Source organism: Rhizobium sp. 268 (genome assembly GCF_036571585.1).
GTDB classification, from domain to species: Bacteria; Pseudomonadota; Alphaproteobacteria; order Rhizobiales; family Rhizobiaceae; genus Rhizobium; species Rhizobium redzepovicii.
In genome coordinates this window covers 54,661-79,784 of the sequence record NZ_JAPPSO010000009.1, presented here as the reverse complement: position 1 = coordinate 79,784, position 25,124 = coordinate 54,661, and the positions used below count along the sequence as shown (strand labels likewise).

The 25,124-nt window shown below is 61.8% G+C and carries 26 protein-coding genes; 17 read left to right on the top strand and 9 right to left on the bottom strand.

Annotated elements, in window-relative coordinates; genetic code table 11:
• Nucleotides 1-149: 149 nt before the first annotated feature.
• From OS035_RS18570 to OS035_RS18545, 6 genes are all read left to right on the top strand, one after another.
• Nucleotides 150-737 carry an ANTAR domain-containing response regulator gene (locus tag OS035_RS18570; RefSeq protein WP_037073146.1) on the top strand — a complete coding sequence of 196 codons (588 nt, stop codon included), beginning with the start codon at nucleotides 150-152 and terminating at the stop codon, nucleotides 735-737.
• Between the two features lie 34 nt (nucleotides 738-771).
• Nucleotides 772-2,055: a CmpA/NrtA family ABC transporter substrate-binding protein gene (locus OS035_RS18565; protein ID WP_183777754.1), complete on the top strand. Its 1,284-nt coding sequence runs from the start codon at nucleotides 772-774 to the stop codon at nucleotides 2,053-2,055.
• A 396-nt stretch (nucleotides 2,056-2,451) separates the two neighbouring features.
• Nucleotides 2,452-3,693 carry an MFS transporter gene (locus tag OS035_RS18560; RefSeq protein WP_097625257.1) on the top strand — a complete coding sequence of 414 codons (1,242 nt, stop codon included), beginning with the start codon at nucleotides 2,452-2,454 and terminating at the stop codon, nucleotides 3,691-3,693.
• 17 nt (nucleotides 3,694-3,710) lie between these two features.
• Nucleotides 3,711-6,161: a nitrite reductase large subunit NirB gene (gene nirB / locus OS035_RS18555; protein ID WP_097625256.1), complete on the top strand. Its 2,451-nt coding sequence runs from the start codon at nucleotides 3,711-3,713 to the stop codon at nucleotides 6,159-6,161.
• A 4-nt stretch (nucleotides 6,162-6,165) separates the two neighbouring features.
• Entirely contained in the window at nucleotides 6,166-6,501 is a 336-nt protein-coding gene (gene nirD, locus OS035_RS18550) for a nitrite reductase small subunit NirD (protein WP_097625255.1), read from the top strand.
• The gene (locus tag OS035_RS18545) at nucleotides 6,501-9,158 is read left to right on the top strand and encodes a nitrate reductase (RefSeq protein WP_097625254.1); all 2,658 of its coding nucleotides are present in this window, start codon (nucleotides 6,501-6,503) and stop codon (nucleotides 9,156-9,158) included. Before nirD ends, OS035_RS18545 begins: the two co-directional genes overlap by 1 nt.
• Nucleotides 9,159-9,180: 22 nt before the next feature.
• Here OS035_RS18545 and OS035_RS18540 read toward each other — a convergent pair whose 3' ends face one another.
• Nucleotides 9,181-9,858, bottom strand: coding sequence for an HAD family hydrolase (locus tag OS035_RS18540; RefSeq protein ID WP_183777755.1), 678 nt, complete (start codon nucleotides 9,856-9,858; stop codon nucleotides 9,181-9,183).
• 131 nt (nucleotides 9,859-9,989) lie between these two features.
• A complete protein-coding gene (locus OS035_RS18535) occupies nucleotides 9,990-10,409 on the bottom strand; it encodes a DUF2000 domain-containing protein (RefSeq protein ID WP_097625252.1) in 420 nt (139 codons plus the stop codon).
• A gap of 138 nt (nucleotides 10,410-10,547) precedes the next feature.
• Here OS035_RS18535 and OS035_RS18530 point away from each other — a divergent pair, with 138 nt between their 5' ends.
• Nucleotides 10,548-11,027, top strand: a complete 480-nt coding sequence (locus tag OS035_RS18530; protein ID WP_183777756.1) for an Lrp/AsnC family transcriptional regulator — start codon at nucleotides 10,548-10,550, stop codon at nucleotides 11,025-11,027.
• 55 nt (nucleotides 11,028-11,082) lie between these two features.
• On the opposite strand, the gene OS035_RS18525 is transcribed toward OS035_RS18530, so the two are convergent.
• Nucleotides 11,083-11,397 carry a hypothetical protein gene (locus tag OS035_RS18525; RefSeq protein ID WP_097625250.1) on the bottom strand — a complete coding sequence of 105 codons (315 nt, stop codon included), beginning with the start codon at nucleotides 11,395-11,397 and terminating at the stop codon, nucleotides 11,083-11,085.
• A 198-nt stretch (nucleotides 11,398-11,595) separates the two neighbouring features.
• Here OS035_RS18525 and OS035_RS18520 point away from each other — a divergent pair, with 198 nt between their 5' ends.
• From OS035_RS18520 to OS035_RS18500, 5 genes are all read left to right on the top strand, one after another.
• The gene (locus OS035_RS18520) at nucleotides 11,596-11,922 is read left to right on the top strand and encodes a hypothetical protein (RefSeq protein WP_097625249.1); all 327 of its coding nucleotides are present in this window, start codon (nucleotides 11,596-11,598) and stop codon (nucleotides 11,920-11,922) included.
• A gap of 183 nt (nucleotides 11,923-12,105) precedes the next feature.
• Nucleotides 12,106-13,557: a cryptochrome/photolyase family protein gene (locus tag OS035_RS18515; RefSeq protein WP_097625457.1), complete on the top strand. Its 1,452-nt coding sequence runs from the start codon at nucleotides 12,106-12,108 to the stop codon at nucleotides 13,555-13,557.
• Entirely contained in the window at nucleotides 13,554-14,885 is a 1,332-nt protein-coding gene (locus OS035_RS18510; protein WP_097625248.1) for an NAD(P)/FAD-dependent oxidoreductase, read from the top strand. The genes OS035_RS18515 and OS035_RS18510 overlap by 4 nt, the downstream gene beginning before the upstream one ends.
• Entirely contained in the window at nucleotides 14,882-15,733 is an 852-nt protein-coding gene (locus OS035_RS18505; RefSeq protein ID WP_097625247.1) for a DUF1365 domain-containing protein, read from the top strand. Before OS035_RS18510 ends, OS035_RS18505 begins: the two co-directional genes overlap by 4 nt.
• Nucleotides 15,734-15,931: 198 nt before the next feature.
• A complete protein-coding gene (locus tag OS035_RS18500; RefSeq protein WP_003587031.1) occupies nucleotides 15,932-17,191 on the top strand; it encodes an SAM-dependent methyltransferase in 1,260 nt (419 codons plus the stop codon).
• On the opposite strand, the gene OS035_RS18495 is transcribed toward OS035_RS18500, so the two are convergent.
• The gene (locus tag OS035_RS18495; protein ID WP_097625246.1) at nucleotides 17,192-18,025 is read right to left on the bottom strand and encodes an SDR family NAD(P)-dependent oxidoreductase; all 834 of its coding nucleotides are present in this window, start codon (nucleotides 18,023-18,025) and stop codon (nucleotides 17,192-17,194) included.
• A 99-nt stretch (nucleotides 18,026-18,124) separates the two neighbouring features.
• Nucleotides 18,125-18,784, bottom strand: coding sequence for a ChrR family anti-sigma-E factor (locus tag OS035_RS18490; protein WP_179867100.1), 660 nt, complete (start codon nucleotides 18,782-18,784; stop codon nucleotides 18,125-18,127).
• A 226-nt stretch (nucleotides 18,785-19,010) separates the two neighbouring features.
• Here OS035_RS18490 and OS035_RS18485 point away from each other — a divergent pair, with 226 nt between their 5' ends.
• Genes OS035_RS18485 through OS035_RS18470 form a run of 4 tightly spaced genes read left to right on the top strand, consistent with a single transcriptional unit; the run spans nucleotide 19,011 to nucleotide 22,246 of the window.
• Nucleotides 19,011-20,048 carry a cysteine synthase A gene (locus tag OS035_RS18485; protein WP_097625244.1) on the top strand — a complete coding sequence of 346 codons (1,038 nt, stop codon included), beginning with the start codon at nucleotides 19,011-19,013 and terminating at the stop codon, nucleotides 20,046-20,048.
• A gap of 6 nt (nucleotides 20,049-20,054) precedes the next feature.
• Nucleotides 20,055-20,792, top strand: a complete 738-nt coding sequence (locus OS035_RS18480) for an alanyl-tRNA editing protein (RefSeq protein ID WP_097625243.1) — start codon at nucleotides 20,055-20,057, stop codon at nucleotides 20,790-20,792.
• Nucleotides 20,793-20,810: 18 nt separating this feature from the next.
• The gene (gene sseA, locus OS035_RS18475; RefSeq protein WP_097625242.1) at nucleotides 20,811-21,680 is read left to right on the top strand and encodes a 3-mercaptopyruvate sulfurtransferase; all 870 of its coding nucleotides are present in this window, start codon (nucleotides 20,811-20,813) and stop codon (nucleotides 21,678-21,680) included.
• A gap of 5 nt (nucleotides 21,681-21,685) precedes the next feature.
• Complete coding sequence (locus OS035_RS18470; protein WP_131711709.1) at nucleotides 21,686-22,246, top strand: GNAT family N-acetyltransferase; 561 nt, start codon at nucleotides 21,686-21,688, stop codon at nucleotides 22,244-22,246.
• Between the two features lie 30 nt (nucleotides 22,247-22,276).
• On the opposite strand, the gene OS035_RS18465 is transcribed toward OS035_RS18470, so the two are convergent.
• Nucleotides 22,277-22,513, bottom strand: a complete 237-nt coding sequence (locus OS035_RS18465; protein ID WP_183777757.1) for a hypothetical protein — start codon at nucleotides 22,511-22,513, stop codon at nucleotides 22,277-22,279.
• Nucleotides 22,514-22,591: 78 nt separating this feature from the next.
• Here OS035_RS18465 and OS035_RS18460 point away from each other — a divergent pair, with 78 nt between their 5' ends.
• Nucleotides 22,592-23,095, top strand: coding sequence for a DUF1203 domain-containing protein (locus tag OS035_RS18460; protein WP_097625240.1), 504 nt, complete (start codon nucleotides 22,592-22,594; stop codon nucleotides 23,093-23,095).
• A gap of 125 nt (nucleotides 23,096-23,220) precedes the next feature.
• Here the strand turns inward: OS035_RS18460 and OS035_RS18455 are convergent, their stop codons facing one another.
• The 3 genes from OS035_RS18455 to OS035_RS18445 all read right to left on the bottom strand — a co-directional run bounded on the left by OS035_RS18455 (nucleotide 23,221) and on the right by OS035_RS18445 (nucleotide 24,932).
• The gene (locus tag OS035_RS18455) at nucleotides 23,221-23,505 is read right to left on the bottom strand and encodes a DUF1330 domain-containing protein (protein ID WP_027684966.1); all 285 of its coding nucleotides are present in this window, start codon (nucleotides 23,503-23,505) and stop codon (nucleotides 23,221-23,223) included.
• Nucleotides 23,506-23,566: 61 nt separating this feature from the next.
• The gene (locus tag OS035_RS18450; protein WP_239620416.1) at nucleotides 23,567-24,064 is read right to left on the bottom strand and encodes a flavin reductase family protein; all 498 of its coding nucleotides are present in this window, start codon (nucleotides 24,062-24,064) and stop codon (nucleotides 23,567-23,569) included.
• Nucleotides 24,065-24,182: 118 nt separating this feature from the next.
• On the bottom strand, nucleotides 24,183-24,932 hold the full coding sequence (locus OS035_RS18445) for an SDR family oxidoreductase (protein WP_097625239.1): 750 nt from the start codon (nucleotides 24,930-24,932) through the stop codon (nucleotides 24,183-24,185).
• Nucleotides 24,933-25,124 lie beyond the last annotated feature (192 nt).

Sequence of the window (25,124 nt, the reverse complement as noted above, 5' to 3'; positions counted from 1 at the left end):
GGGCTAGAAAAGTTCGCTATCGATATCGGTCTCGCGCTGTAGACGCCTGAAAGTGCGGCAGTATGATCAATTTTTAAGCACGATAGCTTCTGCACATTTATGAGGCGCAAACCTTGCCAAAATTGCTGCGCTGCGTCATAAATATAATCATGAAGCATCTCGATCTGACGATTCTGGTGATCGACGAAAATGCCATCCGCGCCTCCATCATTGAAGAAGGGCTGCGCGAGGCAGGGCATGCGCGCGTCACCGTCGTGCATGAGGTCAACGGCATCGCGCGAACGATCGAAACGCTGATGCCCGATGTGATCATCATCGATATCGAAAACCCGAACCGCGATATGATGGAGCATCTGTTCCAGCTGACTCGTACAGTCAGCCGTCCGATCGCCATGTTCGTCGATCGCTCCGACACGGCCTCCATCGAGGCTGCGGTCGATGCCGGCGTCTCGGCCTATATCGTCGACGGATTGAAGAAGGAACGCGTCAAACCTATTCTCGACATGGCCGTCAGCCGCTTTAATGCCTTTAGCCGGCTGCGGCGGGAGCTTGCCGATGCCCGCTCGGCGCTGGAGGAACGCAAGCTTATCGAGCGCGCCAAGGGCATCTTGATGAAAATGCGCGGACTGTCCGAGGAAGAGGCCTTCGCCCTGTTGCGCCAGACGGCGATGAACGAAAAGAAGAAGATGTCGGAAATCGCCCAGAGCGTTGTCACCGCCGCGGGACTTTTGATGTGATCGCGGGCCTCCTCAATTTCCGGAGGAAACCGGAGTGGATATGATGACGAACACCGCCAGTTCCAGCGGAGGGCTGCCCTCGCCCGCGCATGTCAACAGTGAAGGGCCGAAGGTGCTACGGGCCGGTTATATTCCGCTCGTCGATGCATCGGTACTGATAGCGGCGGCGGAATTCGGCTTCGCGCAGAAGGAAGGCTTGACGCTCGATCTCGTCAAGGATGTCTCCTGGGCGAATGTGCGCGACCGCCTAGCATTCCGCCAGTTCGACATCGCCCATATGCTGTCGCCGATGCCGGTCGCCTCCATGCTCGGTCTCGGCTCCAATCCCTCGCCGACGATCACACCGTTTTCCCTTGGGCGCGGTGGCAATGCGATCACGCTGTCGACGCGGCTCTTCGACAGGATGCGGGATGACGCCCGATTGCCGGAGATGGCAAGCGCGCTGGATAACGCCCATGCCCTGGCCCAAACGATCGCGGCGATAAAGGCGCGCGGCGCGCCGCTGCCGACGTTCGGGGTTACCTATCCCTTCTCCTCCCACAATTACGAATTTCGCTACTGGCTAGCGGCCGGCGGCATCGATCCCGACAGGGACGTCAAGCTCGTCGTCGTGCCGCCGCCGCTCACCTCGGACGCACTGGCAGCCGGCGCGATAGATGGCTTCTGCGTCGGCGCGCCGTGGAACATGGTCGCCTCGGAGCGCGGTGTCGGCCGCATCGTCGCCGCCAAACAGGACATCTGGCCCTCGGCCCCGGAGAAGGTGATCGGCATGCGGCCGGATTGGGCGGAGAGCCATCCGGAGACCGTTTCCCGGCTAATCGTGGCGCTCGACGCGGCAGCCCGTTGGTGCGACATGCCGGACAATCACGACGCGTTGGCGGCGGTCCTCGCCGATCCGCGCTATATCGCCGCCCCTGTCGGCATCATTCGCCGAGTTCTCGCCGGCGAATTCAACCTCGATGCGAAGGGCAACCGGCGCATTATCGCCGATTATTTCCAGTTTCATTCCGGCTTCGCCAATTACCCGAGACCAAGCCATGCGCTGTGGATCTACAGCCAGATGATCCGCTGGGGACAGGCCGAGACCAGCCTCAACGAGGCGCGGGCCGCCGCCTCCGCCTACCGTCCCGATCTCTATCGCAGAGCGCTCGGCGACGCCAATGCACCTGATGACGCCGACATCCGCATCGAGGGCAATGATGAAGGCGATTGCTTCATGGACGGCCACGTCTTCGATCCGGCGGAACTGCCGGACTATGTTGCGAGCTTTGCCGTCAAAAGCGCCCTGCCCTTCGCCCCCCACAGCGATGAGACCTGATCCATGCCGACCTGCACAAAACGCCAGCAATGTTCGATGCCCACCATCACCGCAACGCACAAAAGATTTGCACGTTTTTTGGCAGCCGCAAAAACGTACAGACGACCAGTTTTTAGAAATTCCATTTCTATTCAGTCACTTAAAGAAACAACACTAAACTGGCACGCAGTTTGCAAGGATACTGGTGCACAGATCAATGGCGATCAGCGCAGTATGAGGGCGCAATAGTCGCTCCGAGAAGACCATGAATTCGGCGTCCAACGGCGGGCGCCACCAGCAAAGCCGCTGATCAGGATATTTCGCGCGCCTCGTGCATGCGCAGCCTGACCAGCGGCTTTTTGTTTTTAACCCCCCCAGCAATGGATCGGCACGACCTTGTCGCGCCACGGAGAAGCCATGTCTGTCATCGAGAAAGCGCAGCCCATGTCCGCCGGCGAACCAGCCAAAGCATTGTGGATTTCCACGGTCGCCTTCACGCTCTGTTTCGCCGTCTGGACGATCTTTGCGATCATCGGCATCCGCATCAAACAGGACCTCGGCTTGAACGAGGCGGAGTTCGGATTGCTGATCGGCACCCCTGTTCTGACCGGTTCGCTTGTGCGCATCGTCCTCGGCATCTGGACGGGGCGTTACGGCGGCCGTCTCGTTTACACCCTCACCATGCTTGCCGCCGCAGTGGCGACCTTCCTGCTCTCCTACGCCCAGACTTATACGCAGATGCTGATCGCCGGCCTCGGCGTCGGGCTTGCCGGCGGCTCCTTCGCGGTCGGCGTTGCCTATGTCTCGCCTTTCTTCCCGGCGGAAAAGCAGGGCACGGCGCTCGGCATCTTCGGCGCCGGCAATGTCGGCGCGGCTGTGACCAAATTCGCTGCTCCCTTCGTGCTGCTCGCTTGGGGCTGGCAGGCGGTTGCCGAGATCTGGGCCGTCTGTCTGGCGCTGATGGCCATCGTCTTCTGGTTCACCACGTCAGATGATCCGGCCTTTCGTCTTCGCCGCGAGCGCGGCGTCGCCTCCAAGAGCCTCGCTCAGGAATTCGCGCCGCTGCAGAACGTCCAGGTCTGGCGTTTCTCGCTCTACTATTTCTTCGCCTTCGGGGGCTTCGTAGCCCTGTCCTTGTGGCTGCCGCGCTATCTGGTCGGCGTCTACGGCTTCAACCTGGAAACTGCCGGCATGATTGCGGCCGCCTACTCCATCCCGGGCAGCATCTTCCGCGCTTTCGGCGGCGTGCTGTCGGACAAGAAGGGGGCGCGCAGCGTGATGTATGCGATGTTGGCCGTCTCGGCCGTAGCCACTCTCATCCTGTCGCTGCCGGCTACGACCATCACGCCTGTTATCTTCATCGTCGTCATCTTCGTGCTCGGCTTCTTCATGAGCCTCGGCAAGGCCGCCGTCTACAAGCACATTCCGGCCTATTACCCTGAAAGCGTCGGCGCCGTCGGCGGCATCGTCGGGATGATGGGCGGTCTCGGCGGCTTCATCCTTCCGATCGCCTTCGGCCTCCTCAAGGACATGACCGGCCTTTGGTCCAGCTGCTTCCTGCTGCTCTTCGCAATCGTCGCGATCTCGCTCGTCTGGATGCACCTGTCCGTCAAGCAATTGTCGCGCCAGGGGGCCTCGGCGCCCGTGGCTGCAACCTGATCTAAGGACTAGGAAACATGACAGAAAAACTCGTCATCATCGGCAATGGCATGGCGCCCGGGCGCATGCTGGAGCACCTCCTCGAACGGGCGCCCGGACGCTATGAAGTTACGATCTTCAATGCCGAGCCGCGCGTCAATTACGACCGCATCATGCTGTCGCCGGTTCTCTCGGGAGAAAAGGACTACGAGCAGATCATCATTCACGGTGACGGCTGGTACATCAAGCACGGCATCATGCTCTACAAGGGCCACAAGATCGTCAACATCGACCGCGATGCCAAGACGGTCACCTCTGACCACGGCGTAACCGAAAGCTACGACAAGCTGGTGATCGCCACCGGCTCCGTGCCCTTCATCATCCCGGTTCCCGGCAAGGATCTGCCCGGCGTCATTACCTATCGCGATCTCGACGACGTGCAGGCCATGCTGCTTGCCGCCCAGTCGCGCGAAAAGGCGGTCGTCATCGGCGGCGGTCTTTTGGGCCTCGAAGCGGCAGCTGGCCTCGCCCAGCGCGGCATGGACGTCACCGTCCTGCACGTCATGCCGACGCTGATGGAGCGCCAGCTCGATCCCGCCGCCGGCTATCTGTTACAGAAGGCGGTCGAGGAACGCGGCATCAAGGTCATCTGCAAGGCCAATACCAAGGCGATCATCGGCAATGGCAAGGTCGAAGGCATCGAACTCGACGACGGCCGCATCATCCCGGCAACCCTCGTCGTCATGGCCGTCGGCATTCGTCCGAGTGTCGGCCTGGCGAAGGACGCCGGCCTTGCGGTCAATCGCGGCATCGTCGTCGATGCCGGCATGCAGACTTCGGATGGCGATATCTTTGCGCTCGGCGAATGCGCCGAGGTGGGCGGCATGGTCTACGGCCTCGTCGCCCCGCTTTACGAGATGGCCCGCATTGCCGCAGCACATCTCTCGGACGACCATTCGCCGGCTTTCGTGCATGCGGACACGCCGACCAAGCTGAAGGTCACCGGCATCGAACTCTATTCGCTCGGTGATTTCGCCGATGGTGACGACCGCGAGGAGATCGTGCTGCGCGATGCCAGCGCCGGCGTCTACAAGCGCCTGGTGCTGAAGGACAACAAGATTATCGGCACCGTGCTTTACGGCGAGACCGCCGACGGCGCCTGGTTCAACGATCTGAAGAAGAAGGCGACCGATATTTCGGAGATGCGCGAGACGCTGATCTTCGGTCAGGCCTATCAGGGAGGGTCGCCGCTGGACCCTATGGCGGCCGTTGCAGCCTTGCCGGATGACGCGGAGATTTGTGGCTGCAACGGCGTATGCAAGGGCAAGATTACCTCGACGATCACCAGCAAAGGGCTGACGTCGCTCGACGACGTGCGTGCTCATACCAAGGCATCCGCCTCTTGCGGCTCCTGCACCGGCCTCGTCGAACAACTGATGGCGCTGACGCTTGGCGACGGCTACAATCCGGCCGCCGTGCAGCCGATGTGCACCTGCACCGAACTCGGCCATGACGATGTTCGCCGCCTGATCAAGGCGAAAGGCCTGAAGAGCATTCCTGCCGTCATGCAGGAACTGGAATGGAAGACCTCCTGCGGCTGCGCCAAGTGTCGGCCGGCGCTCAATTATTACCTCGTCTGCGATTGGCCGGACGAATATGCCGACGACTACCAGTCGCGCTTCATCAACGAGCGCGTCCACGCCAACATCCAGAAGGACGGCACCTATTCCGTCGTTCCCCGCATGTGGGGCGGCGTCACCAATGCGAACGAGCTGCGCGCCATCGCCGATGTCGTCGACAAGTTCGAGATTCCGATGGTCAAGGTCACGGGCGGCCAGCGCATCGATCTGCTCGGCATCGAGAAGGAAGATCTGCCCGCCGTCTGGGCCGATCTCGGCAAGGCCGGCTTCGTCTCCGGCCAAGCCTATGCCAAGGGCCTGCGTACAGTGAAGACCTGCGTCGGTTCGGACTGGTGTCGCTTCGGCACCCAGGACTCCACCGGTCTCGGCATCCGCATCGAGAAATTCATGTGGGGCTCGTGGACGCCGGCCAAGCTGAAAATGGCCGTGTCCGGCTGCCCGCGCAATTGCGCCGAAGCAACCTGCAAGGATATCGGCGTGATCTGCGTGGATTCCGGTTTCGAGATCCATTTCGCTGGCGCAGCCGGTCTCGACATCAAGGGCACCGAGGTGCTCGGCCTGGTGAAGACCGAGGACGAGGCGCTGGAGCATATCGTGGCGCTGACGCAGATGTACCGCGAGCAGGCCCGCTATCTCGAGCGCATCTACAAATGGGCCAAACGCATCGGCCTGGATGAAATCCGCCGCCAGATCATGGACGATGCCGAAAAGCGCAAGGCCTATTACGACCGCTTTGTCTTCTCCCAGAAATTTGCCCAGGTCGATCCCTGGTCGGAGCGTGTTTCCGGCAAGGACAAGCACGAATTCAAGCCGATGGCGACGATCGGCTATCCGCAGGCAGCCGAATAAGGAGATGGACATGAACTGGATCGCAATCGGTGACATCTCCGATATTCCCCTGCGCGGCGCGCGCTGCGTGAAGACGCCGCAGGGCAAGATCGCCGTCTTCCGCACGGCCGAAAACGAGGTCTTCGCCATCGAGGATCACTGCCCGCACAAGGGCGGCCCGCTCTCCCAGGGCATCGTGCATGCCAAGGCGGTCACCTGCCCGCTGCACAATTGGGTGATCTCTCTGGAAACTGGCAAGGCGCTCGGCGCCGACCAGGGCGAGGTGCGGACCCTACCGGTCCGCAATGAGGACGGCGCCCTGTTCATCGCGCTGGAAAGCCTGTTGATGGCGGCTGAATAATGGCGGCTGAGGTCAAGACCACCTGCCCCTATTGCGGCGTCGGCTGCGGCGTCATCGCCACGGTCGACGAGGCCGGCGCCGTCACCGTCAAAGGAGATCCCGAGCATCCGTCGAATTTCGGCCGGCTGTGCTCGAAGGGTTCGGCGCTTGCCGAAACCATCGATCTCGACGGCCGGCTGCTTTACCCCGAAATCGCAGGCGCGCGCAGCGGCTGGGACGAGGCGCTCGATCTGGTTGCCCGGCGTTTTTCCGATACGATCGCCGAATACGGGCCCGATTCCGTCGCCTTCTATGTCTCCGGCCAGTTGCTGACCGAAGATTACTACCTCGCCAACAAGCTGATGAAGGGTTTCATCGGCTCGGCCAATATCGACACCAATTCCAGGCTCTGCATGTCCTCATCCGTGGCCGGGCATCGCCGCGCCTTCGGCGCCGATACCGTGCCTGGGACCTATGAAGATATCGAACTTGCGGATCTGGTGGTGCTCACCGGCTCCAACCTCGCCTGGTGTCATCCCGTCATCTACCAGCGGCTGGCCGCCGCAAAAGCGGCGCGGCCCAACATGCGCATCGTCGTCATCGATCCGCGCCGGACGATGACGTGCGATATCGCCGACCTGCATCTGGCCATCCGTCCGGACGGCGATGTCGCGCTGTTCATGGGACTGCTTGCCCACCTCGCGACAAGCCCTGCGATTGACCAGAATTATATCGCCTCCCATACGGAAGGCTTCGCCAGCGCCTTTGCTTCAGCCGCAGCACTCGATATCAACGATCTGCTGGAACGAACCGGCCTGCCGGCCATGCAGATCCGGGAATTCTTCCGCCTTTTCGAAACGACGTCGAAGGTTGTGACCTGCTACAGCCAGGGCGTCAACCAATCCTCGTCCGGCACCGACAAGGTCAATGCCATCCTCAACTGCCATCTGGCGACCGGCCGCGTCGGCCGCCCCGGCATGGGCCCCTTCTCGCTGACCGGCCAGCCGAACGCTATGGGGGGGCGCGAAGTCGGCGGTCTCGCCAACATGCTTGCCGCCCATATGGCGATCGAAAATCCTGAAGACCGCGACCGCGTTCAGCGTTTTTGGGAATCGCCAGTAATCGCCGCCAAGCCCGGCCTGAAGGCGGTCGACATGTTCCGCGCGGTGGCCGACGGGCGCATCAAGGCGCTCTGGATCATGGCCACCAATCCTGTTGTCTCGATGCCGGACGCCGATAGCGTCGAAAGCGCGATCGCCGCCTGTCCCTTCGTCGTCGTCTCCGACATTCTGAGAGAGACGGATACGGCCCGGCACGCGCAGGTGCTTCTGCCCTCGCTCGGCTGGGGCGAGAAGGACGGCACCGTCACCAATTCCGAACGGCGCATTTCCAGACAGCGGCCGTTTCTCGACATGCCCGGTGATGCCAAGGCCGACTGGTGGCAGCTTGCGGAAGTCGGACGCCGCATGGGATTTGCCGCCGCCTTCGATTTCGACGCACCGGCCGAGATTTTCGCCGAACACGCCGCCCTGTCCGCCTTCGAAAACAACGGCAGCCGCGACTTCGACATCGGCGCCCGCGCCGGTATCTCGGGCAACGCTTACGAGGAGCTGTCGCCCTTCCAGTGGCCGCAGGCGGCAGGGACAGAACCCGGCATCACCCGCTTCTTCGCCGATGGCGGTTTCTACCATGCCGACGGCAAGGCGCGCTTCGTCGCGGTGGAACCGCCGGCAACGGATCGCACCAATGCCGACTTCCCCTTCACGCTGAATACCGGGCGCATCCGCGACCAGTGGCACACGATGACGCGAACCGGAAAGAGCGCCCGGCTGTCCGCCCATATCGCCGAACCCTTTGCCGAGATCCATCCGCGCGACGCGATCGAGACCGGCATATCGAGCGCCGGCCTCGTCGAGATCGACAGCCCCCACGGCAAGGCGATCGTCCGGGCGCTGGTGACCGATCGCCAGGCCCGCGGCGGCATTTTCGCGCCGATGCACTGGAACGACCAGTTCGCGGCAAAAGCGCGGATCGACGCCGTGGTCGCGCCGATCACCGATCCCTTTTCCGGCCAGCCGGCGTCGAAGAACGTCGCTGTCGCCGTCCGGCCCTTCCCCGCCAGCCATTACGGTTTCGCCGTCTCGGCGACAAAACCCGTAACACCTGACGCGGCCTATTGGGCGCTGGCGAAAGCCGAGGGCGGCTGGCGGCTGGAGCTTGCCTTCGACCGGACCGTCGAAGACTGGACGGCCTGGTGCCGGGCGGTTTTCGCCATTCCTGATGAGATCGAACCGCTGGGTTATGCCGACCGGCAAACCGGCGACCTCCGGCTCGCCTTCTTCGATGGCGAGACGCTGCTCGCCGCATTGTTCCTTGCTCGCGAGCCGGTCGCCGTGGCGCGCAACTGGGCGATCTCGCAGCTCTCCGCCGCACATGATGATCTGAGGAAACGTTTTGCACTCGTGGCAGGCCGTCCCGGCGCCGGCAGGCCGGATCCGGGAGCCACCGTCTGCTCCTGCTTCAGCGTCGGGGTCAACCAGATCGCCGCCGCCGTGCGCGGCGGATGCCACAGCGTCGAGGCGGTCGGCAAGGAAACGAGTGCCGGAACCAATTGCGGCTCGTGCCGCGGCGAAATCGGCAGGATCATCGATCGCTGTCTTGCCGCCGCCGCGGAGTGAGAGGCCGGAAACGCGGCTGATGTCAGGCCGCGTTCGGCACGATAAACATCTTGTGGTCAGCTGAGATGCGGACCGAGATCTCGTCATAGGATGCGAAGGTCGGGTGCGGCGTTTCCATCTTGTCATGATGGGTTGCCGTGACGACCATGACATCGGCGCCCGCCGCCTCGCCGGCAGTAATGCCGGCGGCGACATCCTCGAACACCAGGCAGTCCTGGGTGCTGACGCCGAGGCGTTCGGCGCCGAGAATATAACATTGCGGATCGGGTTTTCCGACCTTCACATCCTCAGCCGTCACCATGAATTTCGGCAGCGACAGGCCCGCCGCCTCCAGCCGCCGGTGGGCAAGACGCAAGGGCGAAGAGGTGACGATCGCCCAGCGATCCGGCGGCAGCGAGCTCAGGAATGCCGCGGCACCCGAAATGGCAACGACATCGCCGACATCGGCGATCTCGGCCTCGGTCACCAGCCTGGCTTCATGTTCGGGATCGACGCCCGGCAGGTTCAGCCGGGCGATCGTGTCGACGCCGCGCGATCCATGCATCTTCGGCAGAAAGTCGGCGACATCGAGCCCCTGACGCCTTGCCCAGTCGCTCCAGACACGTTCGGCAGCACGGATGGAATTGAGGATGGTGCCGTCCATATCGAACAGGAAGGCGGCATAAGGCTTCTCGAAGCCGCGGGGCATCGGTTGGGACAAAAGGCTGAATCCTTCAGGAAAAGAGTCGGACGGTGGTCGCTATCGCCCGATGAAGCGGCAAATCATCGCCTTTTGCAAGCTTTCGCCGGGACAGGTCAGCTATACCAGGCGGCAAGCCCTGCCTGCACGCATCAACGCAGCAGCTTCAGCGAGCCAGTCAGCGAACGGATCCACTTCGTCGGGCCGGCGAGCCCGATGCCGTCGATGATTTCCGAGGAGAGGTCGCGCGCTGGTATCGAAGCCTCATAATCGGCATAGACATGCAGGGCGCGGGCAAAACGCGGGAATGGCACGACCAGTGCGCCATCGGGCGCCGGCAACGCCTTGTGCAACAGCGATCTCAGATCGGCGGCCGCCGCCTGCAGCACCGGGACCGGCTTGTTGGCACTGACATGAAATATCCGGCCGGTCAGGTCGGTCAATTGCGCGCCGGCAAGCGCCGGCGCCGCAGCGCCGAGGCCGATCGACAGCACTGCGATTGTATTGGCGAGTTCGCCGGTCGGCAGCGCCGGCTCGACAATCACTGCGACACGCCAATCCTCACCCGTCATCCCTCATTCTCCACGCTTGGTTCGGTTTTCCCAACCTATCGTAAGGCATAGAAATATCCTGCCTATTCCTGTCGCGACCCGGGCGATTTTGGTAGGATCTTCCTATCTATCGATGAAGCTAGAAAGGATTTACCGATCATGGAATTCGAGCCGGGAGATATCCGAATTTTGAAGGCGCTCCAGAGCGAGGGACGGCTGACGAACCAGGAACTTGCGGAACGCGTGGGGATGTCGACCTCGCCCTGCTGGCGCAGAGTAAAACGGCTTGAAGAGGCCGGTGTCATCCGCGGCTATCAGGCTCTCGTCGATCGTCGCGCCGTCGGCCTCGGCGTCCTCGCCTTCGTGCGTGTGCAGATCGACACGCATTCCCATGACGAGGCCCAGCGCTTCGAGCGCGAGGTCGGCGAACTGGAGGCGGTCATCGCCTGCTATTCCGTTGCCGGTGAGGCCGATTTCCTGCTGCAGGTGGTCGCTGCCGATCTCGACAATTATGCCGAATTCGCCATGACGGTGATCCGTCGCCTGCCCGGCATCAAGGAGATGCATACGATGTTCGTGCTGAAGGACATCAAGGCATCGACGATCCTGCCCGTGCAGCTATCGAGCGCCAGCCGTTAGCGGTGAAGCGCAGAGATCGTCGCCAAAACCGCTACACAGTTTTGCTGGAATTGCTCTAAAAGGCTGTGCTGCTGGTGGCAATCAAATTGCAGGAGAGGCGCAGGCCAATCGGGTCATGGCAGGGCTGTTCGGCGCTGGCGGCAAGTTCCGGCCCGGCCCGCGCGTCGGCGCGCAGATAGGCCTGTGTCGTCGGATCGATACGCGTCGGAATGGCAGTCCACAACGAGGGGCGGCCGACGTCGATCGCTGATATGCCGGCCTTCTCGCGGCCCATGGCAGAGGACGCGATTGCCATGCCACTGGCCGTCAGGGCGAGTGCAAGGGCAATCTGCAGACCGAGATCTGCGGCCTCGCGCGGGGAAACGAACATTGCGGCCTCATGCTGCGGATTGGCGTTTCGTCATGCACTAAGGCAGGTGGCAGAGGCGATCCAGCAGCTTCCGCCGTTAAGGTTTATGCGTAACCATGCAAGGCCTGCGTGCAGATTTTTCGCAATTTTCGGAACAATGATTCCGGCAGGCGGTTACCCCAGGGTCATCCAAGATGAAAATCAAAGGAGGATATCCTCATGAACAAATCCCTTATCGCCGCTTCGCTGCTTGCGATCGGCATGGCATCGTCAGCCTTTGCCCAGTCGAATCCCGATCCGATCGGGCCGACCAACGGCGGCTCGACCGATCCGAGTTCGGGTAGCTATTCATCCGATTACACCAACAGTAACAACGGCATGTATCCGGTGCGCGTCGCGCCGGTTGATCCGATGACAACACAGAGCATCGGCCAGCCGCAAACGATGGAATGCGCCGGCATGCCGCAGCAGAGGTCGGGCGTCGATACACGCGGCGGCGAAAGCGGCGCCTCGATCAGCGAAGCCTGCCGCGAATACGACAACTGACAGGCACTTTCGCTCCCTACATGTCGCGCGAACGCGCGCCACATTTGGAAAAGGCCGGTTCACGCCGGCCTTTTTCATGTCGTCGCCACCACGATGAAAAGCTTTCCCTCCGATGAAACTTTTGATCCGAGCGTTCCGTACATCCGTAGCAGGGTGCAAAGACAAGAGCAGGGAATGGCTTCATTGGCAAAGGACGCGATAAAACCTGTCATTTTATGGTTTCGCAGGGATTTGCGCCTTGACGACAATCAGGCGCTGAATGCCGCCCATCTCTCCGGGCGACCGATCATCCCCCTTTATATCAACGAGCCGGCGTCAGCCGGCACGGGTCCGCTCGGCGCTGCGCAGGCCTGGTGGCTGCATCATTCGCTGGAAGCGCTTGATCGATCATTGCACGAGCGGCAGGGCAGGCTGGTGCTTGCCAGCGGAGAAGCGCTGGAGGTGCTCCGCGCCGTCATCAAAAAGAGCGGTGCCAAAGCCGTTTTCTGGAACCGGCGATACGATCCCTCGGGCATTTCGGTCGACACCCACATCAAGCAGGAATTGGAAAAACAGGCGATCGAGGCGAGAAGTTTCGGCGGCCAGCTGCTGCACGAACCGTCCAGGCTGATGACCGGCAGTGGCACGCCCTATCGGGTCTATACGCCGTTCTGGCGCGCGCTGGAGGGTGCGGGCGAAGCCGAGCCGCCGCTAGAGGCGCCGGCGAAGCTGCGGCTGGCATCGCAGCGTCCGGCATCGGAAACATTGAAGAGCTGGAAACTGCTGCCGACAAAGCCGGACTGGGCGAAGGACTTTACCGATCTCTGGACGCCGGGCGAGCAAGGCGCAAGAGAGAGGCTCAGCGCCTTCGTCGAGGAAGAACTCAAGGGCTACAAGGAAAACCGCGACTATCCTGCGAAACCGGCGACCTCGATGCTGTCGCCGCATCTGGCGCTCGGCGAAATCTCCCCTGCCCGCATCTGGGATGCTACGCGCGGTCTGTCGAACCGGGTGCCGGCGGCCGACATCGTGCATTTCCGCAAGGAGATCGCCTGGCGGGAATTCTCCTACCACCTGCTTTTCCATTTCCCGCGTCTTGCCTCGGAGAACTGGAACGATCGTTTCGACGGCTTCAAATGGCGCTACGACGACGGCGATTTCGAGGCGTGGCGCCGTGGCATGACCGGCTACCCGATCGTCGATGCCGGCATGCGCCAGCTCTGGCGTCACGGCTGGATGCACAATCGGGTGCGCATGATCGTCGCCTCCTTTCTCATCAAGGATCTGATGATCGACTGGCGCGACGGCGAGGCCTGGTTCCGCGATACGCTGGTCGATGCCGATCCCGCCAACAACGCGGCAAGCTGGCAATGGGTGGCGGGCTCGGGAGCCGACGCTTCACCCTTCTTCCGCATCTTCAATCCGATGCTGCAGGGCGAGACTTTCGATCCCGACGGCGACTATGTCAGAGCTCATGTGCCGGAACTTCAACGGCTCGGGGTAAAATACATTCACCGGCCGTTCGAGGCGCCGAAGAGCGCGCTCGACGAGGCCGGCATCATCCTCGGGCAGACCTATCCGAAACCGATCGTCGACCATGCCAGCGCCCGCGACCGAGCGCTCGCCGCTTACAAAGCCACAAAGGACGCCGCATGAACGCGCATTTCCGCCCCGCCTCGCGCCGGCTGAAGATCGCCGTCATCGGCTCCGGCATCTCCGGCGCCTCGGCGGCCTGGGCGCTCGACCCCGTGCACGACGTAACGCTCTACGAGAGCCAGGCGCGGGCGGGCGGCCATACGGCGACGGTCGACGTCGATTATGACGGTGTTCGGATTGCGGTCGATACCGGCTTCATCGTCTATAACGAACCGAATTATCCGAACCTGACGGCCCTCTTTGCCGAACTCGGCATCGCCACCCATGCAAGCGACATGAGTTTTTCGCTCTCGCTCGACCGCGGCAGGCTGGAATGGAGCGGCGGCGGGCTGTCCTCGATCTTCGCGCAGAAGCGCAACCTGCTGCGGCCGTCGTTCCTGTGGATGATCCGCGAGATCCTGCGCTTCAACCGCACCTGCCTCGAAGACCGGGCCGCCGGTCACCTCGCCTCGCGCTCGATCGGCAATTATCTCGACTGGCGCGGCTTCTCGCCCGGCTTTACCAACAATTATCTCGTGCCGATGGCGGCGGCGATCTGGTCGACACCGTCGGCCCGCATGCTGCAGTTCCCGGCCGAATATTTCGTCAATTTCTTCGACAATCACCGGCTGATCTATCACCGCCAGCACCAATGGCGGACGGTGACCGGCGGCAGCCGCAGCTATCTCGACCGGCTGCTGCAGCCGCTCGGCGGACGGGTGAAACTGTCCTGCGGCATACGCGGGGTGATCCGTTCGGAGAACGGCGTCACGCTTATCGACGAGACCGGCAGCCAGCGTGCCTTCGACAAGGTGATCCTTGCCTGCCACAGCGATCAGACGGCACGCCTGCTCATCGATGCCACCGACCGGGAACGGCTGCTGCTTGCCGCCATTCCCTACCAGCCGAACCGCGTCGTCCTGCACCGCGACCAAAGGCTGATGCCGCAGCGGCGCAAGGTCTGGGCCTCGTGGAACTATCTGCGCTCCAGCCGGGAGGATGGCAAGGCGGGTGTCGCCGTCACCTATTGGATGAACCGGCTGCAGGGCATCGACGATGGTTTGCCGTTGTTCGTCACGCTCAATCCCGACCGCGAGCCGGATCCCCGCATGGTATTTGCGGAATTCACCTATGAGCATCCGCAATTTTCGGCTGATGCCATGGCGGCGCAGCGGGCGCTCGCCGCCATCCAGGGTGAGAACCATTGCCATTTCGCCGGCGCCTGGATGGGATATGGATTTCATGAGGATGGCCTGGTTTCCGGCCTGGCGGCAGCCGAGGCGCTGGGTGGCATCATTCCCTGGCGAACGGCGCGAAGCCGGCAACCGCAACCGGATGCAGCGGCATGAGCGGACGAGGCAAAAAGCGCGGCGTCAGCATGAGCGGCAACGGCGCTGCGCCGGATGCGGCGGCCGCGCTCTATGTCGGCGACATCATGCATCAACGCCTGAAACCCTTCGGTCATCGTTTCCGCTACCGCGTCTTCTCCCTGCTCGTCGATCTCGATCGGCTTGAAGCAGCCGATCGGCTGTCGGCGCTGTTTTCCGTCAACGGTCGCAATCTCGTCTCGTTTCATGAAAATGACCATGCCGACACGGCGAACACGCCGCTGCGCGCCTATGCCGACCGGCTGCTCGCTGAGGCCGGGCTCGATCGCGCGGCAAGGATATTGCTTGTCTGCTATCCCCGCATTCTCGGCTATGTCTTCAACCCGATCTCCGTCTATCACGCCTATGATGGCGGCGGCGCCCTCGTCGCGATGATCTACGAGGTGCGCAACACTTTCGGCGAGCGACACAGTTACGTCTGTCCCCTCAGTGATGGTGAAATGTCGGACGGCGGGCTCCGTCAGAGCTGCGACAAGCTCTTCCACGTCTCGCCCTTCATCGGCATAGCGGCGCGCTATCACTTCCGCATGCTGCCGCCTGGCGCGGAAATCCGCTGGCGCATCCTCGAAACCGACGGCGAAGGGCCGCTGCTTGCGGCGACATTCTCAGGACGGCGGCTGCAGTTGACAAGCGCCGCGCTGCTTCGGCTGACGGCGCTCATCCCTTTCCTCCCCTTCAAGATCGTGGCCGGCATCCATTGGGAAGCGCTGAAACTGTGGCTGAAGGGCGCGCGTTATATCAGCCGTCCGGCGCCTCCGCCTGCCGTCAGCATTCACCGGCCCCGGCCGCTTGCGGACACCGCGGAATGACCTTGCAGCGCCGGGCGTTCCGACACGACGCGCAAAAGCGCTGCAGCGCTTTGAACGGCTGCATAATTTTTCCTTAATTCGATTTCCGATTGAGGAAATTATGCAGTAGCCTTGCCGAATAATGGCCGGAGGCCGCCCGAACATCGTCACGGATGTATCGTCGTCCCTAACCGGCAAGAAAATGCTGGAGGAGGAAAGATGAGCAAGGCGCAGGATTGGAATGTACTGGCCCGTGACGCGGTGACGCTGACGGCCGAAAATATATCCCGTCTGGTGAAGGGGCTGCCGTTCAAGGCGAAGCTGGCGCTGCGCGGACTTCTGCGCATGCAGCACGGCTCGCTTGCAGTCACCCTGCCCGACGGCCGCAGGCTGCTGATCGAGGGCAAGCAGGCCGGGCCGAAGGCGGCTCTCAGCCTCAACAACTGGAACCTTGCCTATCGGGCCCTGACGAGTGGCACGATCGGGGTTGCCGAAACCTATATGGACGGCGACTGGGACAGCCCCGACATCGCCGCCTTCCTCGAACTTTTCCTCGTCAACGGCGAAGCCGTCTACAGCTATGCCAATGGCAAGGGCGGCATTGGCCGCCTCGTCGAGCGCGTCCGCCATTGGATGAACACCAATACCAAGACGGGATCGAAGCGTAACATTTCCGCCCATTACGATCTCGGCAACGATTTCTACAGGCAGTGGCTCGATCCGAGCATGACCTATTCCTCCGCGCTCTATTCGACAGGGGCCAACGACCTGCAATCGGCGCAGAATGCCAAATACCGCGCGCTTGCCGAGGCGACCGGCATCAGGCCCGGCGATCACGTGCTGGAGATCGGCTGCGGCTGGGGCGGGTTTGCCGAATTTGCAGCAGGCGAACTGAACTGCAAGGTGACCGGGCTGACGATCAGCCGCGAGCAGTTGGCCTTTGCCGAGGAGCGCATCCGCAAGGCCGGTCTCGGCGACCGTGTCGAATTCCGTTTCCAGGATTACCGCGACGAGACCGGGCTTTACGACCGGATCGTCTCGATCGAGATGTTCGAAGCGGTCGGCGAGAAATACTGGCCGTCCTATTTCTCCAAGCTCCGGCAATGTCTGAAGCCGGGCGGCAAGGCCGGCCTGCAGATCATCACGATCCGGCCGGAGGCCTTCGACCAGTATCGCAGCAACCCCGACTTCATACAGAAATATGTCTTTCCCGGCGGCATGCTGCCGACGCGCAACCATCTGGCGGAACTTGCCGGCAAGGTCGACTTGTCACTGGTCAGGGACTTCGGCTTCGGGCTCGACTATGCCCGCACGCTTGCCGAATGGCGCGAACGCTTCTGGTCGGTCTGGGAGCGCATCCGCCCGATGGGCTTCGACGAGCGTTTCAAGCGGCTCTGGGAATTCTATCTGTTCTATTGCGAGGCCGGCTTCCGCGCCCGCAATATCGATGTGCGCCAAGTGGTGTTCTCGCGCAGCTGATCATTCCGCCGGATGCGGTGTCGCCGGATGGTGACCAGCCGATGACGGCCGCTCGCGCCAGCCGGTCACGCGGTTCACCAGCATGAAATAGACGCTGTAGGGAAGCATGCGCGCAAGCTTCAGCATCATGGTGAAGCGCCTGGGGAAGGAGATCTCGAAGGCCTGCGATTTCAGCCCGGCGGCAATCTGCCGGGCGGCTTCGTCGGTCGACACCAGGGACGGCATGGGAAAGGCGTTCTTCCGCGTCGCCGGTGTGTCGACGAAGCCCGGGCAGATGAGCTGGATGCGGATGCCCATCTTGTCGAGATCGAATTTCAGGCTTTCGGCCATATTGATCAGCGCCGCTTTGGTGGCACCGTAGGCAGCGCCCGTCGGCAGGCCGCCATAGCCGGTGACGGAGGAGACGATGGCGATCTGTCCCTGCCCTTTCGCCTTCATATGGCGGACTGCCGGCAACAGACAGTTGACGACGCCGGAGAGATTGACGGCGAAGCTCTTTTCGAAATCGGCGCGGTTCAGGTCCTCAGCATGAACAGGCAGATAGACGCCGGCATTGAGGATCGCCATGCCGAGCGTGCCGTGCTCATATTCGATGGAGGCCATGATATGCTCCATGTCCTCGGCATCGGTGACGTCGCCATCGAGAACGACGATGCTGCCCGCAAGGCCGCTGGCCTCGGCCTGCAGTTCGACCAGCTTTTCATGGCTTCGGGCGGTGACGGCGACCTTGTATCCTTCGTCGGCAAGCTTCAGTGCAAGCGCGCGGCCGATGCCGGAACTCGCACCCGAGATCCAGACGAGTCCATCTTCGGGACGGGCGGTGAAATCACGCATGACATGTTCCTCCGGTTCTGCCTGACCAACCGAAAACAGGTCCGGAAAGTTCCCTTCTCTTCCCGGATTTACGGCTCTATCACACCATTGTGGCTGCTTTCAGCCGATCAGGTCGCCGATCATCTGACGAAGGGATCCGGTGAGCTTCACCGGCCCGTCCGAAACGGCAAAGGCGATGCAGGGCCTATCCTTTTCGGCGACCGGCCGATGGTCGACCGTCTCGTCGGCAATGGAGATGTCGCCGGGGCCGAAACGGCCGCGTTCATCGTTGAAGGCGCCGTCTAGGATGAGGATCAGTTCCATGCCTTTGTGGGTGTGCGCCGGCAAAGCGCGGCCCGGGCGGATCCACATCAGGTTGACCTCGCAGCCGTCGAATTCGAGGGAATATTCCTTGAAACCCGGCAACCGCTTGCGCCACGGCACGTCCTCGACCTCGAAGCCGACGAAATCGCGCAGCGCTTGTGGAAAGAGCGCATTTTCCGGCCGTTTGGCCGCCTGCTGCGCTGCGACCGGAGCGGCAGAGGAAAAGATTGCCTGAAGCTGCCGGTCGCGGTCGGCAATGGCGGTTTCACCAGCGCTTTCCAGCGCCTCCCCAGCCAGCAATTCGAGGCTGTCCACCAGGCTGTGATTGTCGGGCTTCATTTCGAGATGGGATCGTACCAGCACCCGCGCCGGCTCGGGCAAGGAACCGGCGACATAATGCGCCATCAATGCATCGATCGTGTCGATCTGCTCGTGAATCATACCGGTTTCGGTCACGCCCTGTTGCCGCGCTCCGTTTTCGCTTTGTCGTCATCCGTACGGGGAAAGTCAATCTTCGGATCACCCCACGCATGGCGGGATTGCGGGCCATTCATCATTTCGGGGGAGGAAGGCCAAATTTTATCGTGCCCGACAGGGGCGTGGAATAGCATTTCTTGCCAACGCAGCCTTGTGAAGGGAAAAGACCGTTCCTAAAGTAAGAGTTCGAATAGAGGCAGATTCCATGACCTTCCACCCTTCCGTCCTCGAAGCCATCGGCAATACGCCCCTGATCAAACTCAAGGGCGCGTCGGTGGCGACCGGCTGCACCATTCTCGGCAAGGCGGAGTTCCTGAACCCCGGCCAGTCAGTGAAGGATCGTGCCGCGCTCTACATCATCCGCGACGCGGAACGGAAAGGGTTGCTTCGGCCCGGCGGCCTCATCGTCGAAGGCACGGCCGGCAATACCGGCATCGGGCTGACGCTGGTCGCCAAGGCGCTCGGCTACCGCACCGTCATCGTCATTCCGGAAACGCAGAGCCAGGAAAAGAAGGATGCGCTGAAACTGCTCGGCGCTGAACTCGTCGAAGTGCCCGCCGTTCCCTACAAGAACCCGAACAACTACGTGAAGGTCTCGGGGCGGCTCGCCGAGCAGCTGGCGAAAACAGAGCCGAACGGGGCGATCTGGGCGAACCAATTCGACAATGTCGCCAACCGCCAGGCGCATATCGAAACCACCGCTCGGGAAATCTGGAACGATACCGACGGCAAGGTCGACGGCTTCATCTGCTCCGTTGGTTCCGGCGGCACGCTGGCCGGCGTCGCTGCCGGCCTCAAGGCTTTCAATGCGGACGTCAAGATCGGCATTGCCGATCCCGACGGCGCTGCTCTTTATGAGTTCTATCAGAACGGTGCGCTGAAATCCGAGGGCTCTTCGATCACCGAGGGCATCGGCCAGGGCCGCATCACCGCCAATCTCGAAGGCTTCACGCCTGATTTCTCTTATCGGGTCTCCGATGCCGAAGCGCTGCCCTATCTCTTCGACCTCGTCGAAAACGAAGGCCTGTGCCTCGGTGGCTCGACGGCGATCAACATTGCCGGCGCGGTCAAGCTCGCCCGGGATCTCGGACCCGGCCACACGGTGGTGACGATCCTCTGCGACTACGGCAACCGCTACCAGTCGAAGCTCTTCAATCCGGATTTCCTGACCTCGAAGGGACTGCCCGTTCCGGGCTGGATGGCCAACTCGCCCGATATAAACGTTCCCTACGAGCCCGCGTGAGACCCCATGCCCGTCAATGCCCTCTATCGTGACGACTTCTATCTCTCGACATGCGAGGCGGTCGTCACCGCCGTCCACGAAGACGGGGGCATCGAACTCGACCAGACCTGCTTCTATGCGACATCAGGCGGCCAGCCGGGTGATACGGGCGAGCTTGAACGCGCCGACGGCACCAAGATCGTGTTGGGCCAGACGAAGCACGGCCCGAGCAAGGACATCGTCATCCACGTGCCGCTCGAAAACGAGCCGAGGCCTCTGGTTGGCGAGACGCTGGTGCTGCACGTCGACTGGCAGCGCCGTTACAGGCTGATGCGCATGCACACGGCCTGCCATCTGCTGTCCGTCGTCTGCTCGTATCCGATCACCGGCGCTGCCGTCGGCGAGGAGGAAAGCCGTGTCGACTTCGACATGGCCGAGACGATCGACAAGGACGAAGTGACGGCCAAGCTGATGGAACTGGTCGGCGAGAACCATCCGGTCTATCTGCAATGGATTACCGACGAGGAGCTTGCAGCCACTCCCGACATCGTCAAATCGAAGAATGTGCGCCCGCCGATCGGGCTCGGGCGCGTCAGCCTCGTCTGCATCGGCGAGAACTCCTCGATTGACAGCCAGCCCTGCGGCGGCACACATGTTTCGGAAACACAGGAAGTCGGCCAGATCCATATCGCCAAGATCGAAAAGAAGGGCAAAGAAAATCGGCGCTTCCGCATCCGATTCGGCACGCCCGGCGACGAAGCCTGACCATCAAGGGAGAGCATCATGAGTGAGACCAAAAGCCGTTTCGTCGTATCGGCCGACTGGCTGCAGGCCGAACTCGGCAAGCCGGATCTGCGCGTCGTGGACGCCTCCTTCTATCTGCCGGCGCAGAAACGCGATGCCGATGCCGAATATGCGGCCGGCCATATTCCCGGCGCCATCCGCTTCGACCAGGACAAGATCGCCGACCATTCGACGTCACTGCCGCACACGATCCCCTCGGCCGATTATTTTGCCGCCGAAGTCGGCCGGCTCGGCATCAGCGAGAACGATCGCATCGTCGTCTATGACGGCATCGGCCTGTTCGCCTCGCCGCGCGTCTGGTGGCTGTTCCGGGTGATGGGCGCAAAGAACGTCTTCGTGCTCGATGGCGGTCTCGACGGCTGGAAGGCCGAGGGCCGCCCGCTCGAAACCACCCTGCCCAGCTATTCGTCGGCGCGTTTCACGCCCGATTTCGACGAGAGCCGCGTGGTGACGCTCGATACGATGCGCGACATCGTCTCCAGCGGCGCGATGCAGATCGCCGATGCCCGCAGCGCCGGCCGCTTTGCAGCCGCCGAACCCGAACCGCGTGCCGGCATGCGCTCCGGCCATATGCCCGGCGCTCGCAGCCTGCCATCCAGCGTCTTCGCCAACCAGGGCCGGTTAAAGTCGCTGCCCGAACTCAGGCAGACGATCGAGGACGCCGGCATTGATCTTTCAAAGCCTGTCGTCACGTCCTGCGGCTCGGGAATCACCGCCGCCATCATCACGCTGGCGCTGGAATCGCTCGGCCATCACGACAACAAGCTTTATGACGGCTCGTGGAGCGAATGGGGAAGCCGTGACGATACGCCCATCGTCACCGGTCCGCCGACGCCGGTCAAAGTCTGATCGCCATGGGAAAGGCATCCGCTTCGCTGAAAGCTCACATCACCCGGCTCGAAATGACGGCGCCGCCAAAGGCAAGCATGCCGGTGCCCGTCAACATCCAGACGGCGATCATGCGCGCTCCCGAGATCCCATTGCCCTTCTACCGCTATCTCTACCGGCAGGTGGGTGCGCGTTGGCAATGGGTGGACCGGTTGCGCATGAGCGACGAGCAGCTTGCCGAGACGCTGAACGACAAGCGCAACAATATCAGCGTTCTCTATGTGAACGGCGCACCCGCCGGCTTCTACGAATATTTCTGCGAAGACGAGGATATGATCGAGCTCAGCCATTTCGGCCTGATCGAACATGCGCTCGGTCTCGGCATCGGCAAATGGTTCCTGCTGCAGGCGCTCTATGCCATCTGGTCGCTCAATCCGAAGCGGGTCACCACCACCACCAACAATCTCGACCATCCGCGTGCGCTGCAGCTCTACCAGATGTACGGCTTCTCCCCCGTTTCGACCGGTACCGGCATCGTCCGGCCGCTCAGCGACAAGGAGCTTCTGGAGCTTGCGCGGAAAAGCTGACGGATGCTTTCCTGACGTAGGCAGAACTGGTTAACGCTGCGTCAGGCTGTTCGGGCGGCGCGGGTCGTTGCGGCGCTCGAAATCGAGCGTGCGGCCCGACTGTTCCTTCAGTTCCGCCACTTCCCGCCGCAGGGCTCTCAGCTCTTCCAGTATTTCTGCATTCTGTTGCGCCAGCAGCGCCAGATCGACGTCGGCCAAGGCCTTCTCCTTTCGCCTGACAACGTACGTCCAGAAGATACTCCGCTTTTCACTCTCCGGCGATCTCATATGCAGACGCAGGCAAGAATCGGGTGGCTTGCCCGCTCGTACAGGTGCATTTCATGGCGATCACAAAGGAGATCTGCCATGACCGCCATTCGTTTTGTTGCCATGCCGACGACCGACGCCGAACGCCTCTGGAACGGCGGCCGCGACGCCTATGACAGGCTGCCCGAGACGATCGTCTCCGATGGTCCCGGCCATCCCTGCCGCCATTGCCTTCAGAATATCGATGCGGGCCAGGCGTTGCTGGTCTTTGCCTACCGGCCCTTCCCCGAGCTGCAGCCCTATGCCGAAACCGGCCCTGTCTTCCTGCACAAGCAGCCTTGCGCACGTTATGCCGCCGAAGAGATCATGCCGCCGATGCTGACGACGAGCCGTGACTTCATCGTCCGCGGCTACAGCGAGAACGACCGCATCGTCTACGGTACCGGCGCGGTGACTGAGATCGGCGATATTCCGGCCTATGGCAAAGAGCTGCTGGGACGATCTGATATCGCCTATGTGCATGTGCGTTCCGCGCGCAACAACTGCTTCCAATGCCGGATCGATAAGGTAAAGGCGCCGGTCCTGGCGGAAACCGGCGCCTGATAGGCGGAGGGCGAAGCGCAACAGGAAGTCGTCAACTCGCCCGCGCGCTCCTTCTGCCGTGATCGCCGAGGCGGTTTCTGTTTCCCCTGACGAATGCTGTCGGGATCGCGCACCCTCGAATCCTATTAAACGCCACGCAAGGCAATGATCCGCGAACCTGCGGCCGCCTGCCGTTGGTGTGCGAGCGGCGCATATTCGGGCGATGCAAAGAGACCACGGATGGCATCCATATCGTGAAACTCGATGATCAGCATATTCGTCGCCTGCCAGCCTTCGAGTTCGAGCGGCGCGTCATCGAGCGCAATGAGGCGGCCGCCGGCCTTTGCCACCAGAGGCAGGGCCTTGGAGCGGTAATCGGCAATGGCTTCGGGGTCGTGGATATCGAGATCGACAACGAGATAGGCGGACATGTTCATATCCTTTCAATCAATGTGAAGTTTAGGGATGTTTTTTTGCGTGCAGCGGCGCGCTTTATGGCAAGTGCCGCCACTTGACCATGCGCTTCCGGAGATCGAGTGTGCTGCCATCCACGGTGAAGCTGCCGTCACCGCGATGATGCATGGTCCGTCGTTCCTTGCGGCTCTCGTCAATCCGGATCCTCTTTGCTTCGAGGATGAAGAGATTGTATCGCTCGACGAAGCTCGGATCGGCAACACGGCATTCGATATTGGCAAGGCAGTCCACCAGCAACGGCGCCGCGACATCCTTTGCTGGACGAGTCCTCAGGCTGAACCGCTCGAACTTGTCCACCGTGTCACCGGAGCAATTACCGATGTCCACCACGGTTTCGGCAAGATCGACGGCTGGAATCGCGATCACGCATTCGCCGGTCTTTTTCAAGGTCTGGTGGCTGAAGTCCCAAGGGCCGATGACGCAACCGATCAGCGGCGGTGCATGCTGGATCATCATGTGAAAACCCATCGTCATCACATTGGGCGTTCCCTCAAGGCTCGTCGTCACAAGAACGATCGGACCGGGTTAGAGCAGGCGATAGGTCTGGGAAGCGGAAATCTCATTCATCGTCCGGCTCCTTCGCGAGTCTCTTCCCCGCATGTATGCGGGGAAGCTGAAAGACCTTCTGGTGTGGTTACCAGCCCTGTTCGACCGGCAGAACGAAGAGTTCCGCGACATTCACATGGGCAGGCGCCTGCGCCGCGAAGACGATGGTGTCGCCGATATCTGCGCCCTGCAGGAACGTCATCTGCTTGGCAAGGTCGTCCATCTGCTTGATATAGCCAGGCTCCGTGATGTGATCATACAGCTCGGTCGCCACGGCGCCTGGCTGGATGCAAGTCACCCGAATGTTGTGCTTCTGGCCCACTTCCATGCGCAGGCCATCGGAGAACGCGGCCACCGCATGTTTGGTGGCGCAATAAACCGACAGGCCTTTGAAGACCTTGCGGCCAGCAATCGACGACATGTTGAAGATGTGGCCCGAATGTTGATTGATCATCTGCGGCAGAACTGCAGCAGTGGTGTTCAGCAGGCCTTTCACATTGACGTCGACCATCCGGTGCCATTCGTCGACTTTGAACTGATCCACATCCGAAAGCGGCATCAGGCCAGCATTGTTGACGAGAATGTCGATCGAACCATAGGCACCCACCAGCTTTTTGACGCCGGCTTCGACGGAGGCTGGATCGACCACGTCCATTTCGATGACGAGGGCTTCACCGCCCCCAGAAGCGATCTCCTTTTGGAGGCCTTCAAGTTTGTCGGTGCGACGGGCGGCGATACCGACCTTTGCGCCGGCCTCGGCGAGCTTCAACGCGGTAGCGGCACCGATGCCGCTCGAGGCGCCGGTGACCAGCGCGATTTTTCCATTGATATTCGTCATGGTTTATCTCCTTGACTAGGCGCCCTTCCAACCGAAAGGACGGTCATGTTCGACAAGGAGGAACATAAAGAGGAGTGATCGATCCCTCTCTCGGGACCTTGCGAGACCTGTCGGGATCTTGCTCAAATCCGCAAGGACCAAGCTGAAATGCTAAAGCATGTCGCACAAAAGTGTGCAGCGGTTTTGCGACAA

What these genes read in the sequence shown, in the direction of transcription:
- OS035_RS18570 (WP_037073146.1), top strand. Translation starts at nt 150, where the DNA reads ATGAAGCATCTCGATCTGACGATTCTGGTGATCGACGAAAATGCCATC.
- OS035_RS18560 (WP_097625257.1), top strand. Translation starts at nt 2,452, where the DNA reads ATGTCTGTCATCGAGAAAGCGCAGCCCATGTCCGCCGGCGAACCAGCC.
- nirB (WP_097625256.1), top strand. Translation starts at nt 3,711, where the DNA reads ATGACAGAAAAACTCGTCATCATCGGCAATGGCATGGCGCCCGGGCGC.
- nirD (WP_097625255.1), top strand. Translation starts at nt 6,166, where the DNA reads ATGGACATGAACTGGATCGCAATCGGTGACATCTCCGATATTCCCCTG.
- OS035_RS18545 (WP_097625254.1), top strand. Translation starts at nt 6,501, where the DNA reads ATGGCGGCTGAGGTCAAGACCACCTGCCCCTATTGCGGCGTCGGCTGC.
- OS035_RS18535 (WP_097625252.1), bottom strand. Translation starts at nt 10,409, where the DNA reads ATGACGGGTGAGGATTGGCGTGTCGCAGTGATTGTCGAGCCGGCGCTG.
- OS035_RS18530 (WP_183777756.1), top strand. Translation starts at nt 10,548, where the DNA reads ATGGAATTCGAGCCGGGAGATATCCGAATTTTGAAGGCGCTCCAGAGC.
- OS035_RS18525 (WP_097625250.1), bottom strand. Translation starts at nt 11,397, where the DNA reads ATGTTCGTTTCCCCGCGCGAGGCCGCAGATCTCGGTCTGCAGATTGCC.
- OS035_RS18520 (WP_097625249.1), top strand. Translation starts at nt 11,596, where the DNA reads ATGAACAAATCCCTTATCGCCGCTTCGCTGCTTGCGATCGGCATGGCA.
- OS035_RS18510 (WP_097625248.1), top strand. Translation starts at nt 13,554, where the DNA reads ATGAACGCGCATTTCCGCCCCGCCTCGCGCCGGCTGAAGATCGCCGTC.
- OS035_RS18505 (WP_097625247.1), top strand. Translation starts at nt 14,882, where the DNA reads ATGAGCGGACGAGGCAAAAAGCGCGGCGTCAGCATGAGCGGCAACGGC.
- OS035_RS18500 (WP_003587031.1), top strand. Translation starts at nt 15,932, where the DNA reads ATGAGCAAGGCGCAGGATTGGAATGTACTGGCCCGTGACGCGGTGACG.
- OS035_RS18495 (WP_097625246.1), bottom strand. Translation starts at nt 18,025, where the DNA reads ATGCGTGATTTCACCGCCCGTCCCGAAGATGGACTCGTCTGGATCTCG.
- OS035_RS18485 (WP_097625244.1), top strand. Translation starts at nt 19,011, where the DNA reads ATGACCTTCCACCCTTCCGTCCTCGAAGCCATCGGCAATACGCCCCTG.
- OS035_RS18480 (WP_097625243.1), top strand. Translation starts at nt 20,055, where the DNA reads ATGCCCGTCAATGCCCTCTATCGTGACGACTTCTATCTCTCGACATGC.
- sseA (WP_097625242.1), top strand. Translation starts at nt 20,811, where the DNA reads ATGAGTGAGACCAAAAGCCGTTTCGTCGTATCGGCCGACTGGCTGCAG.
- OS035_RS18470 (WP_131711709.1), top strand. Translation starts at nt 21,686, where the DNA reads ATGGGAAAGGCATCCGCTTCGCTGAAAGCTCACATCACCCGGCTCGAA.
- OS035_RS18465 (WP_183777757.1), bottom strand. Translation starts at nt 22,513, where the DNA reads ATGAGATCGCCGGAGAGTGAAAAGCGGAGTATCTTCTGGACGTACGTT.
- OS035_RS18460 (WP_097625240.1), top strand. Translation starts at nt 22,592, where the DNA reads ATGACCGCCATTCGTTTTGTTGCCATGCCGACGACCGACGCCGAACGC.
- OS035_RS18455 (WP_027684966.1), bottom strand. Translation starts at nt 23,505, where the DNA reads ATGTCCGCCTATCTCGTTGTCGATCTCGATATCCACGACCCCGAAGCC.
- OS035_RS18445 (WP_097625239.1), bottom strand. Translation starts at nt 24,932, where the DNA reads ATGACGAATATCAATGGAAAAATCGCGCTGGTCACCGGCGCCTCGAGC.